The following is a 21,838-nucleotide window of genomic DNA, read 5'->3' as shown; positions in this document are numbered from 1 at the left end:
GGGTATGGGGATGTCGTCGGTGGGGAGGGTCACTCGTCGGCCGTTTCGGGGGACAGGCGGGCGATGTAGGAACGCAGGAGGCGGCTGCGGTCGCGGTCGTCGGTCAGGCGCAGGGCACGGTCGTAATCGTCGTGAGCCGTCCTGGGCCTGCCTTGCGACTCCCGTGCCTGGCCGCGCCTCATGAGGGCTGCGGCCACCAGCTCGTCGTCACCCGCCTCCCCGGCGAACTCGATGGCCTGGTTGCAGAGGTCGATCGCCTTCTGCAGATGCGCGATCGCCGCCGTCCGCTCGTACAGGAGCCGGGACACGGCTGAGCGACTGATCAGGCTCTGCGCGATGAGCCCTGGGTTCTCTGTGGCGCGAACGGCCTCCGCGAACAGCCAGTCGGCCTCGTAGAGATCCGTCAGTACACCGCTCAGGAGGTAGCGCCTCTGGTAGGCGTGTCCCAGGCTCCGGCGCAGCCCCGGAACGCGCGGATCGTCCGGTGGGCACTCGTCCACCGCCCGGCGCAGATGATCGATGCTCCTGGCGATGTCCTCGGCCTCTCCCCGCAGACCGAACCGGACGTGCAGCGCCAGACCGAGATCGGTCAGCACCCCGGGCCGCCGGGGGTCGTCCGCGCTGAGCAACTCCACGGCCTGCTGCCATGCCTCGACGGCGCGGTTCAGCTGGATCAGCGCTCCGGACCGGTCATGGCGATCGCGGTAGATCTTCCCCGCCCGCACCAGGCACTCGAACCTGAGCTCCGCGTCGTCGCCCGCGGCCCGGTGCGCCTGCTCCAGGGCGTACAGCAGCAGGCTCTCCTCACGCTCCGGCTGCGGGATCTCGACGGCGGCCGCCACCTCCAGCCAGATCCGGCAGCGCTCGGCGGCCGGCAGCGCGGTCTCGTCCCGGACCGCCTCCATGAGGTCCTCGGCGGCGCTCGCGGCGTCGTCGGCGGCGACCACGGAGTGCTCCTCGTGCCGCCGGGCCAGATCGAGCCAGAGCCGGCCCCGGGCGGCCAGGGCGAGCGGGGAGCCGGACAGCTGGATCCACGCACTCGCCGCGTCGACGGCCCGCCACAGGTGGAGCACCTGCCAGTCCCCGGCGTCGAGGGCGGCCTCGTCCTCGCCCCAGACGCCCGGCCCCGCCACCGCCACGGCCCGCCGCACACCCGCCGACGCCTCCGCGGCGACTCTCCGATGCGCCAGGGCCTCGGCATCGGTGTCCGTGTCGTCCAGTACGGCGGTGAGGTCGCGGTCGGCGAGATACAGCAGCACCGCTGCCGCGTGTTCCTCCGCCCGCCCCGGCTGCCGCAGCGCCCACTCCCGCAGGCTCTCCGGGATGCCGTCGAAGCCGACTCCGCCCGCCCGCACCTCCTGCACCTGCGTCCAGCACACCAGCCCGAGAACCAGCCGCCCGCGCGCGGTGGGCGCCCGCCCGTCGACCGCCTCCCACGCCTCCAGCAGGTCCTCGCCGACGCGCCGCACCCGCCACCGGGTGAGTAACGCGTGGGCCAGCTCCGCGCCGGCGGCGGCCTGCCCCCCGCCCGTCCGGGCGACCGTCACCGCCTGCCGCAGCAGCTCGATCGCGGCGTCGAGTTCCCGGGTGAGCCCCTCGCCGTTGAACCGGGCGAAGGCCTGCCGCCCCAGATCGAACAGCTCCGATGCGCTGTGCCCCGGTCCCACCGCCACCGCCGGCAGTCGCGCGCCGAGGTCCCGCAGGACCTCCGCGGACACCTCGGCGAACGCCCGCAGCCCGGCGGGTTCCCGCTCCCCCGAACCGGTCAGCGGTGCCGCCTGCGCCTGAGGCGGTACCGCGCCCCGCAGGAAGGCCCCCGCCAGCGCGGGGAAGTTGCGCGCGCTGCGCCCGAACTTGCGCTCCACGTACTCGGAGCAGTGCTTGAACAGCAGCTCCACCTCGTCGACCGACAGCCGGGACCGCAGCTCGGTGGCCACCCCCGGCAGGAAGTCGTAGCGGACGGCCCGCGGATCGTCCGCGTCCTCCCGCCGCCGCAGCAGTCCGCTCAGCAGCACCTCGGACAGCACGTCCGGCCCGCTCCCGGCCAGCATGGCGTGCTGGACGAGCTGCATCACCGGCAGATACAGCGGCACCGCGGACAGATACACCGCCAGCCGGCGCGCCTGGGAGGACGCGGGACGCCAGAACGTGCGGACGCGCTCCGCACCACTGCGTTCCTGCGCGGCACGCACCGGCGCCGCGGACGCGGGATGGTCGGCCCGCACCCAGCCGGCCGCGGCGGACAGCGACTGCCCCGTGGCGCCGGACACCAGCCGCGCCCAGCCCTCCACCGAGTCCCGGCGCAGCGCGAGCACGGGAACGGGCAGCGCGCCGGTCTGAACCGGCCCCTTCTCGGGCCGGAACCGAAGCGACCCGGCGGGCCCTTCGCGCCGGTGCAGCAGCCCGCGCCGGGCCGGCAGATGGGTGCGCAGCCACATCCTCTGCGGCAGCGGCTGTACGACGGCCACGGGCGCCGTAGCCGCCCAGCGGTGCAGCAGCCGCTGCACGAGGCCGCTGCGCCACATGGGCCCGGCGCAGTCGCTGAGGACCAGGGTGACGCGCCGCCCGGTCGGGTCGCTGAGCTGCTCCGGCGCGTGGAGCGCGGCGGTGGGCTTCGCGGTGGCCGCGCAGCCGGGCCGGCCGTCGGGCGCCTCGTGCAGATAGCGCACCTGCACCTCGCGGAAGGCGCCGGCGCGGGCGCAGACCTGGCGCAGTTCGTCCAGGGCCTGTTGCCACACGACCGTCGAGGTGGAGACGTCCATCAGGAGCAGCAGGCGTGCCTCGCGGCGCCGGTCGGTACGCAGCACGGGCAGGACCAGCCCGGACTCGGCGGCGCGTTCGGCGGTGGCCCGCTCGTCCAGGGTGCGCGGCACCGGTCGTACGGGCGCGCGGTAGCGCTGGAGGGGCCGTAAGCCGCGTTGCAGGGCGAGGGGTTCGGGCAGCGCGGGTGCGGCGGGGACGCGGACCGGGGTCATCCGGGCGCCGGCGCCGTCGCCGCCCGGGCCGGGTGCGAACAGGCGGGCGCCGTCGGGCTGCCGGGGCTCGTCGTCCTCGTCGGGCAGGCGCAGGGACTGCGGTGGGTGCGGGGGCGGCATGCCGGTGGAAGCGGGCCGTTCGAGCGAGGGGTCGAGGGGAGCCTGGCCGGTCCTGCCGGGCCGCCCCTCGGACGGCGGCAGCCAGCGGGCCAGCCACAGCGCGTCCGCGAGTTCCTCCACCCCGGGTGGGATGCCCGCGTCCCGCATACGCGCGACCAGCGCCGTGAGCACGGGGCTCACGCCGTCGGCGGGGTTGCCGGGAGCGCGGGAGGCCATCGGCTATCGCGGTCCCCGGTCGAGGGGCTGCATCAGCAGTTCCGAGATCTCCTCGCGCCGCTGGCCGGCGTCCCGGGCGGCGTGCTGGGCGAGGAAGATGGCGTTGAGCAGCTGGTCGGTGGGGCGCATCGCCCCGTCCGCCTCGGCCTGGGTGAACTGGTCGACGAGGTCGTGGTTGGTGTCGTAGGCGCCCTGCCCGAAGTGTGCCTGGACGAGGGCGGCGAGGCGTTCGTCGCGTGGGGCCTTCAGGTCGAGCGGGATGCAGCGGCGCAGCAGCGCGGCCGGGAACTCGCGCTCGCGGTTGCTGGTCATGACGACGAACGGGAAGGCCCGGCAGCGGACCTGACCGTCCGTCACCGTCACCCGGCGTCCGTCGTCGGTCACGACCCGCACCTCGGGCGTGCGGTCGGCGATCCGCTTCAGCTCGGGGATGGCGAACCGGCCCTCCTCCAGGACGTTCAGCAGGTCGTTCGGCAGGTCGATGTCGCTCTTGTCGAGCTCGTCGATGAGCAGCACCCGGGGCTTGTCGGCGGCGAGCAGGGCGGTGCCGAGCGGGCCGAGCGTGATGTACCGGCCGATGTCCTCGGCCGCGGCCTCGCCGGGGAGCTGGGCGTCCTGGAGCCGGCCGATGGCGTCGTAGGTGTAGAGGCCGTCGCGCAGTTCGCTGCGGCTGACGATCGGCCACTCCAGGACGCGGCCGAGGTCGAGTTCGTAGGCGACGGAGTGGGCGAGCGTCGACTTGCCGACGCCCGGTTCGCCGGTGACGAGCAGCGGGCGCCTCAGATACAGGGCCGCGTTGACGAGTTCGAGGGCGTCGGGGTCCTGGACGGGCAGCGGGACGGTGCGCTCGCCGAGCCTGCGGTGGGTGGAGGAGTCGAGCTCGGGGACCTCGTAGTCGACGGGTTCGGCGTCGAAGTCCCGCCAGGGCGGCGGGTCCGGCAGTTCGGCGATCCTGGCCGGATCCGGCTCTCCGATCCCCCGGTAGATGAACCACTCGCTCATGGCGCGCTCCTCGTCGACGGTCGGGGGTGGTCCACGTCCTGGCCGACGGGAGCGTCGTGCGCCCGCAGCGGGCCCCTGGGAACATACCCGGAACAGCCCTGGTAAACGGGCTGTTCCGGCCAGTCCTCGACGGCGTTCACAGCGGCGCGTCCACCGGATCGGTCTCCTCGCCGGGCAGTGGCCGGCGCGGGTCGTCGTACAGCAGGGCGAGGGGTTCGGCCCAGGCGCTGTCGGCGCGCTGTTCGCTGATGTCCTGCCGTACGTGCCGCAGCCGGTCGGGGAGTTCGGACAGCGAGCCGAGGGTCTCCAGGAACTTCTCCACGCGCGCGTGGAGCGTGTCGCACTCGGGCGGACAGGCGCCGCGCTCCGGGTGCGGGCCGATGTGCCACAGCGCGACGGCGTGCCCGCCGCCCAGCGCGCGCTTCATGGCGACCCGCCCGGGGCCCTGTCCGGCCGGGCGGCACATCACGGGGATGCGGTCGCGCTCGGCGTCGCGGTAGCCGACGGCGTCCACGGCGCCCGGCGGCGGCATGCGCCAGCCCTGGAAGCGCCGCTCGCCCGTCATGTGCTGCCAGCGGTCGAGCCAGACATTGTCCGGATCTCCCCGGCGCTCGAGGGCGCGCAGCACCAGGCGACGGCGCGCGCCCAGGTGTCCGGGGTCGGTCAGCGCCGCGATGTCCTCGAACCGCCAGCGGTGTACGGCGGTGTCGAAGTGCTCGGTGGGCAGGGCGACTTCGAGCGGTACGGGATGCCCTTCCCGGTCCTTGGACTCCAAGAGTCCGCCCAGCGGGACGCGCAGTGCCTGGACGAGTTCGTCGGGCCGGCATCCGTGCACCGAGCCGTCCGTCTCGTGGACCTCGGGCAGGCCGTCGCCGTCGTGGTACCAGATCTGCCAGAAGAACCGGACGGGCTGCGAGCCGATCACGGGGTCGAGCAGCAGGGCCACCACGGGGCCCTCGCCGGGGCCGGGGTAGGAGATCACGATCCGCTCCGGCCCGTCGCCGCCCGGGAGCGGCCGGAGCTCGTCGGGCAGGGCGACGTCCCGGACCAGGGCGTGCAGATAGCGCCGGGTGTCGCGGCGCAGCCGTCGGCCGATCCAGTCCGCGAGGAGCGGGCTGCCGGCGTCGCGCGCGCAGGCGTGGGCCTCGACGAGCCGGAGGTAGCGCAGGAAGGTGAGCGGGTCGAGCGGGGCGGTGCCTTCGTAGAGCAGGCCGTGGCCGTCGCGCCAGGTCCGCAGCTCGGGGGTGTCGCCGGCCCATTGGTTGCCGCTGCGGGCCGCCTTGGCGAGGAGGCGGACGGTGGGCTCGTCGGGCGGGGGCGGCAGCGCGGCCAGCAGATCCAGCGCCCGGCGGCGGTCGCGGGGCGTCCACACCGGGCTCTGCTCGGCGGACGGCCCGTGCTGGAGGTCGATCCAGTTGTCGCCGCTCTCCGACATCGGCTCCTCGCCGTGCCAGCGGTCGTGGGCCGCCATGACCGTGCGGTACGTCGCCCCGAAACGGCGCAGTGCGGCGATCGCGACCGCCTTGCCGCCGTCCTGCTCCTTGCGCCGCGACTTGATCAGCCCGACGACGGCTCCCGTCTCGGGGTCGAGCAGCGGACCGCCCGACATACCGCTGGGGAAGTCGATGTCGGGCTTGATGATCAGCCCGTACGTGTCCTCGTGGCCGTTGATCTCGGCGTCCACCATGCGGAAGCGGGCCTCGGGCGGCCCGGGGAAGTAGCCGCAGGCCTTGAGGGCGCCGGAGTGGCGGGCGGCGCGGTCGGTGAGCCACACGCACTCGTGGGGGTGGTCGTCGGGCTCGCCCGTGAGCCGCACCAGAGCCAGGTCCTCGGCCAGCGGGACCTTGGGGCGGCGCGGGTCGGTGATCAGCCACCGCGCGAGCCGGGCCTCGGCGTCCACGCCCTCGCCGCGCACCCGGAACACGGCCTTGTCGTCCGTCGCGAGATGCGGGCGCAGTACGTGGGCGGCGGTCAGGACCCAGCCGGGCGCGACGAAGAAGCCGCTGCCCCACAGCGGGGTGTCCTTGCCCCCGGTGGGGAGCAGATGGACGGTGGCGGCCCGGACGAGTGCGAAGAGGCGCTCGTTTCGCTCACTCATGCGCCGTGCTCTCGTCGGCCTCCCCCGCGGTTCCGCGGTCGAACTGCCAGGTGAGGGTGACCTGGAGGGACGCCTTGACCTCGCCCCGGGCGAGCACGGCGACCGCCACGCCCTCCTTGGCGGTCAGCTCCACGCCGAAGGTGATGGCGGCCTCGTGCGGCTTGGCCTGCCGGGCGGCTTCCAGGACGGTGCCGCCGACGCCCTTGATCAGCTCCTGGAGCTGCTCGACCTTCACCGCGGCGGCCTCGGTGAAGCCGACGTCCTGCTGGTCGTCCCAGGCGTCGGCCGCTCCGATCCGGGCGGTGATCACCGTGCCGTCCGGCAGTTCGAGATCCTGGATGTGCGTCATGCCGCTCCCCCCGCCGAGCCCGTGCCGTCCGGTCAAGCGACGATGGACGGCGCCCACTTGAACTGCGACGAGGCTAATACCCAGGTGGGTTGCAGGACTACTCGTCGTCCTCGTCGTCGAGCCGTGCCAGCCATGTCGCCAGCCGCTCCACCGGCACCTCGAAGTCCGGGTTGAGATCGACGAACGTCCGCAGCTGCTCGGCGAGCCACTCGAAGGTGACCTCCTCCTCGCCGCGCCGCTTCGCCAGTTCCTCGATGCCACGGTCGGTGAAGTACAACTCTTCGCTCCTGATACGGACGGGACATGCCGTGATACGGCCGGGACAAGCCCCTGGGGCCTTCCCCCTCAGGGTATGCCGTACCGGCTCGCCCGGGCCTCGGCGTCAGTCGCGCGGCTGCGTGAAGGCGTACGCCAGCCCCAGCAGCCCGTGCCCCAGCAGCAGCGCGCCCGCCGCGGTCCAGCCGCCGCTGCGGCGTCGTAGGCCCCAGGCCGTCAGGGGCAGGCCGAGCGTGATCTGGGCCAGGGCGAGGGCGCGGATCTGGGTGCCGCCGGCGCCGGGGAAGAGGGCGGCGAGTGTGCGGCCCTCGACGACGTCCAGTTCCGCCCGGAAGGTGTCGCGCCAGCCCGACAACTCGGTCAGGCGGATGTGCGGCTGGTTGCGGGCGGCGCTCTGGAGGTGGTCGGCGCTCTCGCCGGGGGCGAGTCCGTCGGGCAGCGCCATGCCCGCGCGCGTGAGGACGGCGATCAGGCCACGCATGCGTGCCCGGGCGTCGGCCACGGGGTCGGGGCGCGTCAGCTCGTCGAGCGACTGCACGTCCAGGACCGGATCGAGGCCGAGGCGGGCGGCGAAGGTGCGCATGGCCTCGTCCTCGCCGGCCGGGGTGCCGTTGGTGAGCCACACATAGCCGACGGGGCGGCGGAAGCCGGCGGCGAGGGTGTAGCCGGCACGGTCGGCGTCCCACCAGAGGGCGAGGACGGGCCAGGGCGCGCCGACGGCGAGGGCGGTGGCCCAGCCGGTGAGGACGCGGTCGACCGGCTCGTCGCCGTCCAGCCAGGGCCTGCCCTCGGGGACGAGCACGCTCCACTCCCCGCCGGCCGGGGCGAGCAGCATGTCCTCGCGCAACAGCCGGGCGACGGGGGCGACGGACTCGGGCTCGGCGCGGCAGAGCAGCAGGGCGCCCGGCGCGGGGCGGGCCTTGCTGGCGGTCCGGGGTTCCGTCGGCATGACAACACGCTAGGCCGGTTTGTCCACATCGCGTGATTTGTGATCACCAGAACGAGTGTCTTGACTTTCGACGTCCGCGATATATCGTGTTTTACGTAGGACGCGATATGGCGCGTGTCGTGTCCATCGCGTTCGGCGTATTCATCGTGTTCATCGTGTTCGATCCGGCCCGTGCGGCCGTGTCCGGTCGCCCAGGAGGTCCGCAGCATGTCCGAGTGGTCCGTAGCAGAGCCCAGGAAGCTCACCTTCGACGAGCCGGTGAGCGAGCTCCACGTACGCATCGTCAACGGAACGGTGAACGTCGTGGGGACGGACGAAGGTTCCGCCCGCCTGGAGGTCTCCCAGATCGAGGGCCCACCCCTGGTGGTGACCCAGGAGGGCGGCACCCTGTCGGTGGCCTACGAGGACCTGCCGTGGAAGGGCTTCCTCAAGTGGCTCGACCGCAAGGGCTGGCGCCGCAGCGCGGTGGTCTCCCTGGCGGTGCCGGCCGACACCCGCGTCGAGGTGGGCGTGGTCGGCGCCGCGGCGGTGGTCTCCGGGATCCAGGGCCCGTCGGTGGTCAAGGGCGTCACCGGTGACACGACCCTCGTCGGCCTGTCCGGCCCGGTCCGCGCCGACACCGTCTCGGGGAACCTGGAGGCGCAGGCCGTCACCGGCGACCTCCGCTTCAACTCCGTCTCCGGCGACCTCACGGTCGTCGAGGGCTCCGGCTCCGCCGTGAAGGCCGACTCGGTCAGCGGCTCCATGATCGTCGACCTCGACCCGGAGGGTCCGACGGACGTCCGGCTGACCAGCGTCTCCGGCGAGATCGCGATCCGCCTGCCGGCCCCGGCGGACGCGGACGTCGAGGCCAACACCGCGAGCGGCACGATCTCCAACGCCTTCGAGGGTCTGAGGGTGCACGGCCAGTGGGGCGCCCACAAGATCACCGGCCGCCTCGGCAACGGCACCGGAAAGCTCCGGGCGACGACGGTCTCCGGCTCGATCGCCCTGCTGCGCCGCCCGCCGCGGGAGGAGGAGCCGTGGGAGGCAGAGGCCTGGGAGACGCCCGAGGCGCCGGAGGCCACGGCGGACTCGACGGCCGACCCGGTGAACGGCGCACGGCACAGCGCGGGGGACAATTCCGTCTCCGGCCAGGGCGACCGCCCGACCGACCACCAGTCCGACGCTCCACCCCCCGCCCCGGCCGACGGCACGACCGACAAGAAGGTGCTCTGACATGCCTCCCGTCTTCGCCCATGGCCGTCTCCGCCTCTACCTGCTGAAGCTGCTGGACGAGGCCCCCCGCCACGGCTACGAGGTGATCCGCCTCCTCGAGGAGCGCTTCCAGGGCCTGTACGCACCGTCGGCCGGCACCGTCTACCCCCGCCTGGCCAAGCTGGAGGCCGAGGGCCTGGTCACCCACACCACCGAGGGCGGCCGCAAGGTGTACGCCATCACGGACGCGGGCCGCGCCGAACTGGCCGACCGCAGCGGCGAGTTGGCCGACCTGGAGCTGGAGATCAGGGAGTCGGTCGCCGAGCTCGCCGCCGAGATCCGGGCCGATGTGCGCGGCGCGGCGGGCGATCTGCGGCGCGAGATGCGGGCGGCGGCCTCCGAGGCCCGCAAGGGGACCGGCGCCAAGACGGAGACGCCCTTCGGCGACCTCTCCGACTACACCGACAAGGAGGCGTGGCGCGCCGCCAAGGAGGAGATGCGCCGGGCCAAGCAGGAGTGGAAGGAGCAGGCCCGCCGCGCCAAGGACGAGAGCCGGCGTGCCCGCGAGGAGGCACAGCGGGCCCGGCGCCAGGCCAAGGAGGCTCAGGATCACGCCCGGGCCCAGGCCCAGGAGGAGGTCCAGCGCATCGCCCGCCGGGTCCAGGAACACGTACAGGACCACTTCGCACGCGGCGACTGGCCGACGGGCGTCCGGGAGGGCCTGACGGAACTGGCCAAGGAGTTCGGCGACTTCGGCAAGGACTACGGCAGGGAGTTCGGCAAGGAGTTCGGCTTCGGCCGCCAGGGCGGCGCATCAAGCGCCCCCAAGTCGGCGGAGCGGCAGCCCGAGTACTCCGAGACCACCGAGGACTTCCCCGCCGACTACGAGCCGACGTGGGCCCATGAGCCGCCCGGCGGCGACCCGGCCCGCGACCTGGACCGCCTGCTCGACCGCTTCCGCGACGACATCCGTGACGCGGCACGCGACCACGGCGTGACGGCGGACCAACTCAAGGACGCCCGCCGCCACTTGTCGACGGCGGCGGCCCACATCGGAGCCCTGCTGCGCACGCCGAAGCCCTGACGCCACCCCTGGGCGGTCCGGCCGAGCGATGACCGCACCGCCCGGGGCAGCCGCACCACAACGCCCGGCACCGGCACACCGCACCGCCCGCCGCCGCACCGCGGCTCAGCCCGCCTTCGCCTCTCCCCCGCCGTACAGCACCCGCGTGACCGCCTCGTAGGTCACCCCGTGATCGGCGAGGACCTCGGCGGGCACGCCGGGGCGGCTGGTCAGGGCCAGCAGGATGTGCTCGTCCCCGATGTGCCGGTCCCGACGGGCAGTGGCCACCCGCAGCGCCCGTACGAGCACGTCCTTGGCGCCCCGGCTGAAGGGCCGGCGCCTCGCACGCGACCCCTTGCCCTCCAGGTCCCCGGACATCGCCCCGACCCCGTGCACTTCCTCCACCCGGGCGACGATCTCCGCGACGTCGATCCCCAGCCCGGCGAGCGCCTCGGCCTCGGACTGCGACATCCCGCCCCGCCGCCGAGCCTCGCCGAGCGCCTGCCGCACGGACTCCAGCCACTGCCCGCCCCCGAGCGCGGCGAGTGCGAACGAGGCCCGGCTTCCCTCCCGGTCGAGCAGGGCGAGCAGCATGTGCTCGGCGTCGACGGCCGACGCCCCACCCCGCTCGGCCTGCTCCACCGCACCCGTCACCACGGCACGGGCATCCTTCGTGAACCGCTCGAACATCAACGCCTCCCGTACTTCTTGTGCACGGCCTGCCTGCTGACCCCGAGTTCCGCGGCGATCTCCTGCCAGGACCACCCCTGGTTGCGCGCACTGCGCACCTGGACCGCCTCCAATTGCTCCAGCAGCCGCCGCAGTGCCGCGACGGCCCGCAGCCCGATCCGCGGATCGCGATCTCCCGCCCGCTCGGCGAGATCTGTTGCTTCGGTCATGATGTCAATGTAAGTTGACACGCCGATCCACGTCAACCCCAGTTGACAAACAGAACGGCGGGCCCGGGGCAGAGCCCCGAACCCGCCGCAAGCGCCTCGGCGAGAGCCGTCAGTTGGTGAGTACGACCTTCCCGAACAGCTCGCCCGACTCCATCCGCTCGAAGCCCTCCCGGGCCCGGTCCATGGGGAGCACCTCGTCGATCACGGGCCGCACACCGGTGGCGGCACAGAAGGCGAGCAGATCCTCCAGCTCGTCCTTGGTCCCCATGGTGGACCCGACGATCTTCAGCTCCAGGAAGAAGATCCGCGTCAGCTCGGCGTGCGAGGGCCGGTCACCGCTGGTGGCACCGGAGATGACCAGAGTTCCCCCCGGCTTCAGCGACTTGACGGAGTGCGACCACGTGGCGGCACCGACCGTCTCGATCACGGCGTCGACCCGCTGAGGCAGCCGGGCCCCCGACTCCACGGCCTCCACGGCGCCCAGCTCCAGGGCCCGCTTGCGCTTGGCCTCGTCCCGGCTGGTGGCGAAGACCCGCAGCCCCGCGGCCTTGCCGAGCACGATGGCGGCGGTGGCCACCCCACCCCCGGCGCCCTGCACCAGCACGGAGTCCCCGGGCCGCACGCCCGCGTTGGTGAACAGCATGCGGTACGCCGTCAGCCAGGCGGTCGGCAGACAGGCGGCCTCCGCGAAGGAGAGCTCCTTGGGCTTGGGCAGGATGTTCCAGGTCGGCACGGCGACCTGCTCGGCGAACGTGCCCTGATAGCGCTCGGTGAGGATGGAACGGGGTTCCTTGGGGCCGACGCCGTGACCGCTCTGTCCGATCACGGAGTGCAGGACGACCTCGTTGCCGTCCTCGTCGACACCGGCGGCGTCGCAGCCGAGGATCATCGGCAGCCGGTCCTCCGGGAGGCCGACGCCCCGGAGCGACCAGAGGTCATGGTGGTTGAGGGAAGCGGCCTTGACGTTGACGGTGCTCCAGCCGGGCCGGGCCTCGGGAGCGGGACGCTCCCCCAACTCGAGGCCGCTCAGCGGCTGGTCGCGGTCGATTCGGGAAGCGTAGACGGCGAACATGGCGTCGACGATAGGTGGCGTTTGCAGCCGACGGAACGGGAGGGGGCTGTGACGCTCGCCCTCTTGCCAAGGAGTGCTCACTCGAACGGGTGGCCCGGCGGGCAAAAAATCGGCCCCGCCCGGACGGGCGGGGCCAATCAGCGCCGATCAGGGTCGGTCGGCGAGGCCGCCGGGCGATCAGCGCCCGTCGGTCGACGTGCGGTGCACGTCAGCGCCGGGCCACGCCCTCCGCCCGAGCCGCCGCCGCGACGGCCGCGGTCACGGCCGGGGCGACCCGCTCGTCGAACGGCGACGGGATCACGTAGTCCGCGGCGAGGTCGTCGCCGACGACCCCCGCCAGCGCTTCGGCCGCCGCGATCTTCATGCCCTCGGTGATCCGGGACGCCCGCACCTGGAGCGCGCCCGCGAAGATGCCCGGGAACGCCAGCACGTTGTTGATCTGGTTCGGGAAGTCGGACCGCCCGGTGGCCACGACGGCCGCGTACTTGTGCGCGACGTCGGGGTGGACCTCGGGGTTCGGGTTGGCCATGGCGAAGACGAAGGCGCCCTTCGCCATCGAGGCGACGGCCTCCTCGGCGACCGTACCGCCGGAGACGCCGATGAAGACGTCCGCACCTTCCAGAGCCGCCTCGAGCGACCCGGTGATGCCGGCCTTGTTGGTGAAGGAGGCGAGCTCCTGCTTGACCGGCGTCAGGTCCTCGCGGTCGGCCGAGACGACGCCCTTGCGGTCCGCGACGGCCACGTCGCCGATGCCGGCCTCGACCAGCATCTTGGCGATGGCGACACCCGCCGCGCCGGCGCCCGAGATGACAGCCCGCAGCTCGCCGATCGCGCGCCCGCTCAGCCGCGCGGCGTTGCGCAGGGCGGCCAGCGTCACGACCGCGGTGCCGTGCTGGTCGTCATGGAAGACCGGGATGTCGACGCGCTCCTGGAGCTTGCGCTCGATCTCGAAGCACCGGGGTGCCGAGATGTCCTCCAGGTTGACGCCGCCGAAGGACGGGGCGAGGCGCACCACCGTCTCGACGATCTCGTCGACGTCCGTGCAGTCGAGCGCGATCGGGACCGCGTCCACGCCGCCGAACTGCTTGAACAGAATCGCCTTGCCCTCCATCACGGGGAGGGAGGCTTCCGGACCGATGTCACCGAGCCCGAGCACCGCGGTGCCGTCGGTGACCACGGCCACGACGGACGACTTCCACGTGTAGTCGTGGACGAGATCGGGCTGCTCGGCGATGGCGGTGCACACCCGCGCGACGCCGGGCGTGTACGCCAGGGACAGGTCGTCCTTGTCGCGGATCGGCACCGTGGCCTGCACGGCCATCTTGCCCCCGCGGTGCAGCGCGAACGCCGGATCGAAGGAATCGAGGGGCTCGACCCCGCCGTCCTGATCGGTATTGCTCCCGCTGCGAGGATTGACAATCTCCGCTGCCACTTTGTCTGACCCCTTAGGTGTTCATGGTTTGAGGGTGGGACCACTTCTGGTGAGAAGTGGGCGGGACCGCGCATGGCCCTGCTCGTTGATACGTACGACGTACGACGTACGGACCCATACGCGACGGGCGCGCCGCACACGCGCCCTGAGCCCCGGATGAGGGGTTAAAGAACCTTCTTACCGGACGGACCGTACCGACGACGAGTCCAATACGTGCAAGATCACATGACGGGAATGGAAACGCCCGCGCCCGGCAGCACGAATCAGACACGACCTGACGGCGAAACCGGTGTGATTCGTGACCAAATAAGTGGACAATCGACACCAGAAACCGCAAAGAACACCCGGCGGCCACAAAACCCACGCACGGCCGGTCCGCATCGCGGGATGCACCGAAGATCTTTCGGCCGGAAGGACAGATTCCCGTAGAAGGTGCGGTCAGGATGTACCGACCTGCGGCGGTTCGGGGGTAACCCGTTATCCGATTTTGACATGACGAGCGCCCTGAATGCCTCAGTCCGAATGGCAAGATGCCGTAATCACACGAGGTCGCGACACTCGAAGGCGTGTGCTCTCGTCGACCTAGGAAACCAAGGCTTCTGCCGACGTATCGGCGGGCGCCTGCCCCATCGGCAACTCCACCCATCCGCCGGAGGAACCCACCATGACCGCAAGCACCACCCGTCGTACGACCGCCACGCGCTCCCGGTTGGCAGCGGTCGCCTCGATCGCGGTCGCAGGCGCCCTGATTCTCACCGGCTGCGGTGACCAGACGGAGGGCGGCGGCAGCGACAGCACGACGGAGACGGACAAGTCCAGCGCCGCCCCGCTGTTCGACAAGCTGCCCAAGAACATCCAGGACGCGGGCGTCATCAAGGCCGGCACGAACGCCGAATACGCCCCCATGGAGTTCCAGGAGGGCGGCAAGATCGTCGGCGTCGACCCCGACATCGCCGCCGCTCTGGGCGAGAAGCTGGGCGTGGACGTCCAGTTCACCTCCGGCTCCTTCGACGGCCTGATCACCGCTCTGAACTCGGGCCGCTACGACCTCGCCATGTCCTCCATCACGGACAACAAGCAGCGCCAGGAGGGCCTGGACGACAAGGGCAAGAAGCTCGGCCCGGGTGTCGACTTCGTCGACTACTTCGTCGCCGGCACCGCCGTGTACGTCCAGAAGGGCAACCCGAAGAAGATCAACTCGATCGAGGACCTCTGCGGCCAGACGGCGGCGGTGCAGCGCGGCACCACGTACGAGAAGGCCCTGCAGGCGCAGTCCACGGCCTGCACGGACGGCGGCAAGAAGAAGATCACGATCGAGTCGTTCGAGAACGACACCGAGGCCCAGACCCGTGTGAAGTCGGGCGGCGCGGTCGCCGGTGTCAACGACTACCCGGTCGCGGTCGACCTGGCCCGCAAGGCCGGCGGCGGCAACGACTTCGAGGTCGTCGGCGAGCAGGTCGACGCCGGTCCGTTCGGCATCGCGGTGAACAAGGACAACAAGGAGCTCACCGCGGCCCTCGAAGAGGCCGTCAACGCCATCATCGAGGACGGCACGTACAAGAAGATCCTCGAGAAGTGGGGCGCCGAGTCCGGCGCGATCGACAAGGCCGCCATCAACGGCGGCAAGTGACCGTCCCGGGCAAGACTGAAGGGCAGTCACAGTGACTGACAAGTTCGACAAGGAGCCGGCCGACGCGAACCCGTCGGCCGCCGTCTCCAAGGAGGGCGGGGACCTCCCGCCCGAGGCGATCAAGGCCATTCCGGTACGGCACTACGGCCGCTGGGTCAGCGGTGTCGTCGTGCTGGCCCTGGTGGCCCTGCTGATCAACGCGTTCGCCAGCGCCGAGAAGATCCAGTGGAACGCGGTCGGCGACTACGTCTTCGACCCCACGGTCCTCGCGGGCGCCGGCCGCACCCTGCTGATCAGCGTCCTGGCGATGATCATGGGCGTGGTCCTGGGCGTGATCCTGGCCGTGATGCGCCTGTCCAAGAACCCGGTGACGAGCTGGGTGGCCTGGGTCTACATCTGGTTCTTCCGCGGCACGCCGGTCTATGTCCAGCTGCTGCTGTGGTTCAACCTGGCGCTGATCTTCCCGGTGCTGAATCTCGGTCCGCTCTACAAGGACGAGATGGTCGACGTCATGACGCCGTTCATGGCCGCCCTGCTGGGTCTGGGCCTGAACGAGGCGGCGTACATGGCGGAGATCTGCCGCGCCGGTCTGATGGCCGTCGACGAGGGCCAGACCGAGGCGTCGCACGCGCTCGGCATGAGCCACGCCAAGACGCTGCGCCGCATCGTGATCCCGCAGGCGATGCGGGTGATCGTGCCGCCGACCGGCAACGAGTTCATCAACATGTTGAAGACCTCGTCGCTGGTGTACGCGGTGACCTACAACGAACTGCTGCGCGCCACTTCCACGATCGGCTCCACGTCGTACGCCGTGATGGAGATGCTCTTCGTGGCGTGCATCTGGTACCTGGTCATGACCAGCGTGTTCAGCGTCTTCCAGTACTACCTGGAGCGGCACTACGCCCGCGGTTCGCTACGTCAGCTGCCGCGGACGCCGTGGCAGAAGATCAAGGCGAACATGCTCGGCCTGGGCAGCGAGAGGGGCAAGTGAGATGACCGCCATGGTGAAGGCCGAGGGCGTCCACAAGTCCTTCGGCGCCGTCCAGGTCCTCAAGGGCATCGACCTGGAGGTGCAGACCGGCGAGGTGTTCTGCCTCATCGGCCCCTCCGGCTCCGGCAAGTCCACCTTCCTGAGGTGCATCAACCACCTGGAGAAGATCAACGCCGGTCGGCTGTACGTCGAAGGCTCGCTGGTCGGCTACCGCCAGAAGGGCGACAAGCTGTACGAGCTCAAGGACAGCGAGGTCGCGCAGCAGCGGCGGGACATCGGCATGGTGTTCCAGCGGTTCAACCTGTTCCCGCACATGACGGCGCAGGAGAACGTCATGGAGGCGCCGATCCAGGTCAAGGGCACGAGCAAGGCCCAGGCCAAGGACCGCGCGAGGGAGCTCCTCGACCGTGTCGGCCTCGCCGACAAGGCCGGGACCTACCCCTCCCAGCTCTCCGGCGGCCAGCAGCAGCGCGTCGCCATCGCCCGTGCGCTGGCGATGGACCCGAAGCTGATGCTCTTCGACGAGCCGACCTCGGCTCTCGACCCGGAGCTGGTCGGCGACGTCCTCGACGTCATGCGCGACCTCGCCGAGTCCGGCATGACGATGGTCGTCGTCACCCACGAGATGGGCTTCGCCCGCGAGGTCGGCGACAGCCTGGTCTTCATGGACGGCGGCGTGGTCGTGGAGTCCGGCGACCCGCGCGAGGTCCTGACCAACCCGCAGCACGAGCGGACCCAGGCGTTCCTGTCCAAGGTGCTCTGACGGTAGGACGGTGAAGGGGCGGTACGAGATCCTCGTACCGCCCCTTTCGCCATGTGCTCGCCCTACGGCAACGGTTCTGGCGCCGGCACCGCCCGCTGCTCGGGCGCGAGCTGCGCGAGGGCGGCCCGCGCCATGACCCCGGTCCAGTACTGCGGGAGAGCTTTCAGGACGCAGTGAAGGCGGTACGAATTTCTCGTACCGCCTCCGAGCCGTCGGCCGGGGACAGCGCCCCGCCCGCCTACTTCACCGCGAGCATCAGCGTGTCCGACGGCGAGCACCACACCGGCCGCGCCTCCCCGAAGCCCTGCTCGCGCAGCACGCGCGCGTGCCACTCGGGGGACGGCATGTCGCCGTCGGCGTGCTCGCCGTAGATCTCGAAGCGGCGGGCCGTCGGGCCGGCCAGCACCGGGTCCTCGCCGGCCAGCCGCCACCACTCGGCCCAGTCGAGGGCGCCCCGCGCCTTGGCCTGATCCATGCGGGCGTGGCGCTGGGCGCGCTCGGCGGCGTTGATCCGGGGCGTCGACTCGTCGATCATGTGGTCCGCGTTCATGAAGACACCGCCGTCGCGGACGAGCTCCGCGACCTGACCGTAGAGGGCCGCGAGGGGTTCACGGTGCAGCCAGTGCAGGGCCGTGGCGGTCAGGACGGCGTCGTAGGAGTCGTACGGCAGCTTCGCCTGCCAGTCGGGGTCCTTGAGGTCGGCCGTGACGAACGAGACCCGCTCGTCGCCCGCGAAGGTGCCCTCGGCGATCGCGAGGAGCGCCGGGTCGAGGTCGACTCCGGTGCTGGTGGCGTCGGGGAACCGGGCGAGCAGCCGGGCCGTGATACTTCCCGTGCCGCACGCGAGATCGAGCACGCGCGGGGCGGGCCCGACGAGGGCCTCGACCATGTCGAGCATGATCCGGAAGCGTTCCTCGCGGTCGGGCATGTACCACTCCTGCTGCCGGTCCCAGCTCTCCTGCCACGCGGACCAGTCGGCGGCCCTGGTGGTGGTGTCCGTGTCCGTCATCGAGCCCCTCCGTTGCGCACATTACGTAATACCCTGGAAGCACGATCAGCTGTTACCCGACCGCACGACGACGATAGAACGCCTCCGTAAGGACTACAAGTGGAACTGGCCTATTACTCGGACTACGCCGTACGTCTCGTCAACAGCGAGGACCCGGCCCGGGGCAAGGACTCGCTGACCTCGGTCGAGGCCATCCGCGACCTGTTCGGCGTCAGCCAGGAGGCGGCCCGCCGCGCCACCGACGCCGACGTCACCCGCTTCCGCTCGGTGCGCGCGCGGCTGAGGGCGGTCTTCGAAGCGGCGGACCAGGGCGACGAGGCGCTGGCGGTGAACCTGCTGAACTCGCTGCTGCTGGAGTTCCCGGTGAGCCCGCAGATCTCCGGCCACGACTTCCGGGACGACGACGGCCGCCCGCTGTGGCACATGCACCTGGCGGACCACCCGTCGAACGCGACCGCCGGCTACGCCGCCACCGCCGCCATGGGCCTCGCCTTCCACCTCACCGAGTACGGCGTGGACCGCCTGGGCCTGTGCGAGGCGGCGCCGTGCCGCAACGCCTACCTGGACACGTCCACCAACCGCTCCCGGCGCTACTGCTCGGACCGCTGCGCGACCCGTGCGAACGTGGCCGCCTACCGCGCCCGCAAGCGCCTGGAGGCCGACCGGTCGGCGAACAGCGGCCGCACGGCCGACAGTGCCCAGCGCGCCAGCGCGAACGGCGAGCGCTGATCCGGCTTGCGCGGCCGGTAGCGCAGCCGGACCCTGCCCAGGATCAGCTCGTCCGGTACGACCCCGTAGTCGGTGCTGTCACCCCCCGCGTACGCGTTGTCGCCGAGCACCCACCAGCCGCCCTCGCGGCGCTCCGCGGCACGCTTGACGACGAGAAGGTCCTGCTGGAACGGATGCCGCAGCACGATGACGCCCCCCGGCCGGATCCGCCCCCGGTGCGAGACCACGAGCAGGTCGCCGTGATACAGCGTGGGCACCATCGACGGCCCGGTCACCTCGGCCCACCCGAAGGGCCGGTCCGCCCGCCCGCGCTCGGTCTCCTGCGACAACTCCGGCATCCCCGGCACCTCCCCAGTAGGGTCCTCCACCAGTCTCAGTCTCACCCCGGACTTTTGTCCTAAGCCCATGGGGGCACCCGCGAAAACCCGTCTTGCAGGGAGTAATGTCCCACCTGAGAAGACGATCACGAGGAAGGAATGCTCCATGCTTTCCCGCCTGTTTGCCCCCAAGGTCAAGGTCAGCGCACACTGCGACCTGCCCTGCGGTGTGTACGACCCGGCCCAGGCCCGCATCGAGGCGGAGTCGGTGAAGGCCGTGCAGGACAAGATGGCCGCCAACGACGACCCGCACTTCCAGGCGCGTGCCACCGTCATCAAGGAGCAGCGTGCCGAGCTCGCGAAGCACCATGTCTCGGTGCTCTGGAGCGACTACTTCAAGCCCCCGCACTTCGAGAAGTACCCGGAGCTGCACCAGCTGGTCAACGACGCCCTGAAGGCCCTTTCGGCCGCCAAGGCGTCCACCGACCCGGCCACCGGTCAGAAGGCTCTGGACTACATTGCCCAGATCGACAAGATCTTCTGGGAGACCAAGAAGGCCTGACCCAGGTCTCCTTGGCTTCTCGAAGGGGCCCGACCGGTTCGCCGGTGGGGCCCCTTCGTCACGCCCGGAACCGCCAATTACCGGTGAAAAGCACCAATTCGACGGCACGGCGAACCCATGGTTCCGTGAATTCGCGGTGATTGTATTCACGCGCCACCCAGTGGCCGCGGATCACCTCCGTCACGTAGCTTTTGGCACCTCCGCCCCTGCGGCCGACCCGCGGGGCGGGTGGCCCACGGGGGAAGGCGAACCACGCTCACGTCCCGTCTCGACCTGCGAGGTCGAGGCGTAGTTCGGCGTGCTCCGCGTCAGCGGGCGAGCGGGATCACATCACCCGGCGGCCTGTCCCCGCCGTATCGAATGTCGATCCCCTGGAGAGCTCCCTTGCCCGAAACCCGTTGGCCACAAGGGGCCCGTGTCCTGGGCGATCGGTCATCGGGCGACGATTCCCGTGACATCCCGGCGCGAATAGCCCTTCACCCCCGCCGCCCCCGTCTGTGGCCGGTCCCCCTGCTGTGGACCCTCGCCCTCGGTCTGTGGGGGCTGTCCCGGCAGCACAGCGTCTGGCGCGACGAGGCCGCCACCTGGCAGGTCGCGCGGCGCTCGGCCGGGGACATCTGGGACATGCTCGCGCAGGTCGACGCGGTGCACGGGCTCTACTACCTGCTGATGCACGCCGTCTTCGAGAGCTTCGGACCCGGCACCACCGCGCTGCGACTGCCCTCGGTACTGGCCACGGCGGTCGCGGCGGTCTGTGTGACCGAAATCGGTCGTCGGCTGGCGGGGGCCCGGGCGGGCCTGGCGGGCGGGCTGGTGTTCGGGCTGCTGCCCGCCGTGCAGTTCTACCTCCAGGAGGGACGCCCGTACGCGCTGGTCGCCGCGGGCGCCGGGATATCGACCCTGCTGCTGGTGACCGTGCTCCAGGGGCGCGGGCGAGCCGTGCACTGGCTCGCATACGGGGGCACGGTCGCGGTGTGCGGGCTGCTGAACTGGCTGTCACTGCTGGTCCTGCCCGCGCACCTGGCGACGCTGATGTGGACGCGGGCCGGGCGGCCGACGTGGACGCGCTGGCTGGTGGCCGCGGCCGCCGCCGTCACGGCCGTACTGCCGTTGATCCTGTTCAGCCGGCGCCAGTCCGAACAGGTCTCCTGGATCCCCCCGTTGACCTGGCACATGCTCATCGGCCCGGCGATCCTGCTGGCGCTCGGCGGTCTCGGGGCCCTGCTGGACCGGCCGCGCGCGGGACGGCTGTCGGTCGCGGCCGTCGGGCTGCCGCTGCTGGCGGTGCCACAGCTCGGCCTCCTCGGGCTCTCCCTGGTCCGCCCGCTCTTCCTGGACCGCTACATCCTGTTCAGCATGCTGGGGCTGGCCCTGTTGATCGGTGCGGCGCTGGGTGCGGCGGCGCAGGCGGCAGGGCCGCGGTTCCCGAGGGCGTCGCTGTGGCTCGTCCCTGTCGTGCTCGCCGCGGTGTTCGTGGCGCTGTTGCCGCAGTCGCTGTCCAAGCGCTCTCCGGAGAGCCGGGTGGACGACGTCCTGGCGGTGGCGGCGGACGTACGGCGGCTGAAGGAGCCCGGGGACGCCGTGGTCTTCATACCCGCCGCCCGGCGTGACACCGCCCTGGTCTCCCCCGACGACTTCGCCGGGCTGAGGGACGTGGCGCTGGCACGAAGCCCTCTGGCCTCGGGGACGTTGAAGGGCGAGGAGGCGGATCCCGCCCGGATCCGGGCCGCGATGCTCACTCACCGGCGGATCCTGCTGGTCACCGACGTGCCCGAGGTGGCCCGGGCGGTGACGGCGAAGCGCGACAAGGCGAAAACCGCGGTGCTGGAGGAGCACTTCAGGGTCGTGGAAGACGTACAGGTCCGCGGGCGGCGCGTGACGGTGTACGAGCGGGTCGGACCGGCGCAGGAGACCTGAGCCGTCAGGCCTCCTCCGGTTCACGGCATGGTCAGTGGAACTGCGGCACGATCAGATAGATCCCGTACGCCACCACCGCCGCGCAGGCCACAAAGCACAGCCCGGCCTGGGCGAGGCCGACGGTGGACGTGCCGCCGTCTTCCTCACGCGCCCCTTCGTGGCGGGCCATGCCCAGCACACCGAGCGCGAAGACGGCGACCACGGCCACGGTGACGGCGAGGCTCACCGCGGCGGCCTGGCCGAGTGCGGTCCAGTCGAGGTTCATGGTGTGA

General features: G+C 71.6%; 21 protein-coding genes. 8 read left to right on the top strand and 13 right to left on the bottom strand.

Going from position 1 to position 21,838, the window contains the following annotated elements; all coding sequences use genetic code 11:
• Positions 1-29: 29 nt before the first annotated feature.
• The 6 genes from EAO75_RS04535 to EAO75_RS04510 all read right to left on the bottom strand — a co-directional run bounded on the left by EAO75_RS04535 (position 30) and on the right by EAO75_RS04510 (position 7,985).
• A complete protein-coding gene (locus tag EAO75_RS04535; protein WP_147993685.1) occupies positions 30-3,311 on the bottom strand; it encodes an SAV_2336 N-terminal domain-related protein in 3,282 nt (1,093 codons plus the stop codon).
• Positions 3,312-3,314: 3 nt separating this feature from the next.
• Complete coding sequence (locus tag EAO75_RS04530; protein WP_147993684.1) at positions 3,315-4,313, bottom strand: AAA family ATPase; 999 nt, start codon at positions 4,311-4,313, stop codon at positions 3,315-3,317.
• A 136-nt stretch (positions 4,314-4,449) separates the two neighbouring features.
• A complete protein-coding gene (locus EAO75_RS04525) occupies positions 4,450-6,411 on the bottom strand; it encodes a trypsin-like peptidase domain-containing protein (RefSeq protein WP_147993683.1) in 1,962 nt (653 codons plus the stop codon).
• Entirely contained in the window at positions 6,404-6,760 is a 357-nt protein-coding gene (locus EAO75_RS04520) for a CU044_2847 family protein (RefSeq protein ID WP_147993682.1), read from the bottom strand. Before EAO75_RS04520 ends, EAO75_RS04525 begins: the two co-directional genes overlap by 8 nt.
• A gap of 97 nt (positions 6,761-6,857) precedes the next feature.
• On the bottom strand, positions 6,858-7,037 hold the full coding sequence (locus EAO75_RS04515; protein WP_147993681.1) for a DUF6104 family protein: 180 nt from the start codon (positions 7,035-7,037) through the stop codon (positions 6,858-6,860).
• A gap of 105 nt (positions 7,038-7,142) precedes the next feature.
• Positions 7,143-7,985 (bottom strand): hypothetical protein, encoded by an 843-nt coding sequence (locus EAO75_RS04510; RefSeq protein ID WP_147993680.1) that lies wholly within the window; start codon positions 7,983-7,985, stop codon positions 7,143-7,145.
• Positions 7,986-8,192: 207 nt separating this feature from the next.
• Here EAO75_RS04510 and EAO75_RS04505 point away from each other — a divergent pair, with 207 nt between their 5' ends.
• Both EAO75_RS04505 and EAO75_RS04500 read left to right on the top strand, forming a co-directional pair.
• On the top strand, positions 8,193-9,203 hold the full coding sequence (locus EAO75_RS04505) for a DUF4097 family beta strand repeat-containing protein (protein WP_147993679.1): 1,011 nt from the start codon (positions 8,193-8,195) through the stop codon (positions 9,201-9,203).
• Position 9,204: 1 nt separating this feature from the next.
• Positions 9,205-10,266 (top strand): PadR family transcriptional regulator, encoded by a 1,062-nt coding sequence (locus tag EAO75_RS04500; RefSeq protein WP_147993678.1) that lies wholly within the window; start codon positions 9,205-9,207, stop codon positions 10,264-10,266.
• 105 nt (positions 10,267-10,371) lie between these two features.
• Here EAO75_RS04500 and EAO75_RS04495 read toward each other — a convergent pair whose 3' ends face one another.
• The 4 genes from EAO75_RS04495 to EAO75_RS04480 all read right to left on the bottom strand — a co-directional run bounded on the left by EAO75_RS04495 (position 10,372) and on the right by EAO75_RS04480 (position 13,648).
• On the bottom strand, positions 10,372-10,935 hold the full coding sequence (locus EAO75_RS04495; protein ID WP_147993677.1) for a Clp protease N-terminal domain-containing protein: 564 nt from the start codon (positions 10,933-10,935) through the stop codon (positions 10,372-10,374).
• The gene (locus tag EAO75_RS04490) at positions 10,935-11,144 is read right to left on the bottom strand and encodes a helix-turn-helix domain-containing protein (RefSeq protein ID WP_030952466.1); all 210 of its coding nucleotides are present in this window, start codon (positions 11,142-11,144) and stop codon (positions 10,935-10,937) included. The genes EAO75_RS04495 and EAO75_RS04490 overlap by 1 nt, the downstream gene beginning before the upstream one ends.
• A 109-nt stretch (positions 11,145-11,253) precedes the next feature.
• On the bottom strand, positions 11,254-12,216 hold the full coding sequence (locus tag EAO75_RS04485; protein ID WP_147993676.1) for a zinc-binding dehydrogenase: 963 nt from the start codon (positions 12,214-12,216) through the stop codon (positions 11,254-11,256).
• A gap of 208 nt (positions 12,217-12,424) precedes the next feature.
• A complete protein-coding gene (locus EAO75_RS04480) occupies positions 12,425-13,648 on the bottom strand; it encodes an NADP-dependent malic enzyme (protein WP_147993675.1) in 1,224 nt (407 codons plus the stop codon).
• 664 nt (positions 13,649-14,312) lie between these two features.
• On the opposite strand from EAO75_RS04480, the gene EAO75_RS04470 reads away from it, so the two are divergent.
• From EAO75_RS04470 to EAO75_RS04460, 3 genes are read left to right on the top strand one after another with little or no spacing between them, the layout of a single operon-like run.
• Complete coding sequence (locus tag EAO75_RS04470) at positions 14,313-15,278, top strand: ABC transporter substrate-binding protein (protein WP_147993674.1); 966 nt, start codon at positions 14,313-14,315, stop codon at positions 15,276-15,278.
• 31 nt (positions 15,279-15,309) lie between these two features.
• Positions 15,310-16,269, top strand: coding sequence for an amino acid ABC transporter permease (locus EAO75_RS04465; protein WP_147993673.1), 960 nt, complete (start codon positions 15,310-15,312; stop codon positions 16,267-16,269).
• 1 nt (position 16,270) lies between these two features.
• Complete coding sequence (locus tag EAO75_RS04460) at positions 16,271-17,032, top strand: amino acid ABC transporter ATP-binding protein (RefSeq protein WP_147993672.1); 762 nt, start codon at positions 16,271-16,273, stop codon at positions 17,030-17,032.
• Between the two features lie 238 nt (positions 17,033-17,270).
• Here the strand turns inward: EAO75_RS04460 and EAO75_RS04455 are convergent, their stop codons facing one another.
• Entirely contained in the window at positions 17,271-18,041 is a 771-nt protein-coding gene (locus EAO75_RS04455; protein WP_147993671.1) for a class I SAM-dependent methyltransferase, read from the bottom strand.
• A 99-nt stretch (positions 18,042-18,140) separates the two neighbouring features.
• Between EAO75_RS04455 and EAO75_RS04450 the strand changes: the two genes are divergently transcribed.
• Positions 18,141-18,770, top strand: coding sequence for a CGNR zinc finger domain-containing protein (locus EAO75_RS04450; protein WP_147993670.1), 630 nt, complete (start codon positions 18,141-18,143; stop codon positions 18,768-18,770).
• Here EAO75_RS04450 and sodX read toward each other — a convergent pair.
• Positions 18,674-19,108 carry a nickel-type superoxide dismutase maturation protease gene (sodX, locus tag EAO75_RS04445; protein ID WP_147994286.1) on the bottom strand — a complete coding sequence of 145 codons (435 nt, stop codon included), beginning with the start codon at positions 19,106-19,108 and terminating at the stop codon, positions 18,674-18,676. The genes EAO75_RS04450 and sodX overlap by 97 nt on opposite strands.
• Before the next feature lie 145 nt (positions 19,109-19,253).
• Between sodX and sodN the strand changes: the two genes are divergently transcribed.
• Together sodN and EAO75_RS04435 are read left to right on the top strand one after the other, a co-directional pair.
• Positions 19,254-19,649, top strand: coding sequence for a superoxide dismutase, Ni (sodN, locus tag EAO75_RS04440; protein WP_005480378.1), 396 nt, complete (start codon positions 19,254-19,256; stop codon positions 19,647-19,649).
• 468 nt (positions 19,650-20,117) lie between these two features.
• Complete coding sequence (locus tag EAO75_RS04435) at positions 20,118-21,566, top strand: glycosyltransferase family 39 protein (protein WP_261989180.1); 1,449 nt, start codon at positions 20,118-20,120, stop codon at positions 21,564-21,566.
• A 31-nt stretch (positions 21,567-21,597) separates the two neighbouring features.
• Here EAO75_RS04435 and EAO75_RS04430 read toward each other — a convergent pair whose 3' ends face one another.
• Positions 21,598-21,831, bottom strand: a complete 234-nt coding sequence (locus EAO75_RS04430) for a hypothetical protein (RefSeq protein WP_147993668.1) — start codon at positions 21,829-21,831, stop codon at positions 21,598-21,600.
• Positions 21,832-21,838: the final 7 nt, after the last annotated feature.

Source organism: Streptomyces sp. UW30 (assembly GCF_008042075.1).
Classification (GTDB): domain Bacteria; phylum Actinomycetota; class Actinomycetes; order Streptomycetales; family Streptomycetaceae; genus Streptomyces.
Note: the sequence above shows the minus strand (reverse complement) of the source record. Positions and strands in the feature narration are given on the sequence as shown.

Bases quoted from the DNA above. Each gene is read 5' to 3' on its own strand.
- EAO75_RS04535 (WP_147993685.1), bottom strand. From the start codon at position 3,311: ATGGCCTCCCGCGCTCCCGGCAACCCCGCCGACGGCGTGAGCCCCGTG.
- EAO75_RS04530 (WP_147993684.1), bottom strand. From the start codon at position 4,313: ATGAGCGAGTGGTTCATCTACCGGGGGATCGGAGAGCCGGATCCGGCC.
- EAO75_RS04525 (WP_147993683.1), bottom strand. From the start codon at position 6,411: ATGAGTGAGCGAAACGAGCGCCTCTTCGCACTCGTCCGGGCCGCCACC.
- EAO75_RS04520 (WP_147993682.1), bottom strand. From the start codon at position 6,760: ATGACGCACATCCAGGATCTCGAACTGCCGGACGGCACGGTGATCACC.
- EAO75_RS04510 (WP_147993680.1), bottom strand. From the start codon at position 7,985: ATGCCGACGGAACCCCGGACCGCCAGCAAGGCCCGCCCCGCGCCGGGC.
- EAO75_RS04505 (WP_147993679.1), top strand. From the start codon at position 8,193: ATGTCCGAGTGGTCCGTAGCAGAGCCCAGGAAGCTCACCTTCGACGAG.
- EAO75_RS04500 (WP_147993678.1), top strand. From the start codon at position 9,205: ATGCCTCCCGTCTTCGCCCATGGCCGTCTCCGCCTCTACCTGCTGAAG.
- EAO75_RS04495 (WP_147993677.1), bottom strand. From the start codon at position 10,935: ATGTTCGAGCGGTTCACGAAGGATGCCCGTGCCGTGGTGACGGGTGCG.
- EAO75_RS04490 (WP_030952466.1), bottom strand. From the start codon at position 11,144: ATGACCGAAGCAACAGATCTCGCCGAGCGGGCGGGAGATCGCGATCCG.
- EAO75_RS04485 (WP_147993676.1), bottom strand. From the start codon at position 12,216: ATGTTCGCCGTCTACGCTTCCCGAATCGACCGCGACCAGCCGCTGAGC.
- EAO75_RS04470 (WP_147993674.1), top strand. From the start codon at position 14,313: ATGACCGCAAGCACCACCCGTCGTACGACCGCCACGCGCTCCCGGTTG.
- EAO75_RS04460 (WP_147993672.1), top strand. From the start codon at position 16,271: ATGACCGCCATGGTGAAGGCCGAGGGCGTCCACAAGTCCTTCGGCGCC.
- EAO75_RS04455 (WP_147993671.1), bottom strand. From the start codon at position 18,041: ATGACGGACACGGACACCACCACCAGGGCCGCCGACTGGTCCGCGTGG.
- sodX (WP_147994286.1), bottom strand. From the start codon at position 19,108: ATGCCGGAGTTGTCGCAGGAGACCGAGCGCGGGCGGGCGGACCGGCCC.
- sodN (WP_005480378.1), top strand. From the start codon at position 19,254: ATGCTTTCCCGCCTGTTTGCCCCCAAGGTCAAGGTCAGCGCACACTGC.
- EAO75_RS04430 (WP_147993668.1), bottom strand. From the start codon at position 21,831: ATGAACCTCGACTGGACCGCACTCGGCCAGGCCGCCGCGGTGAGCCTC.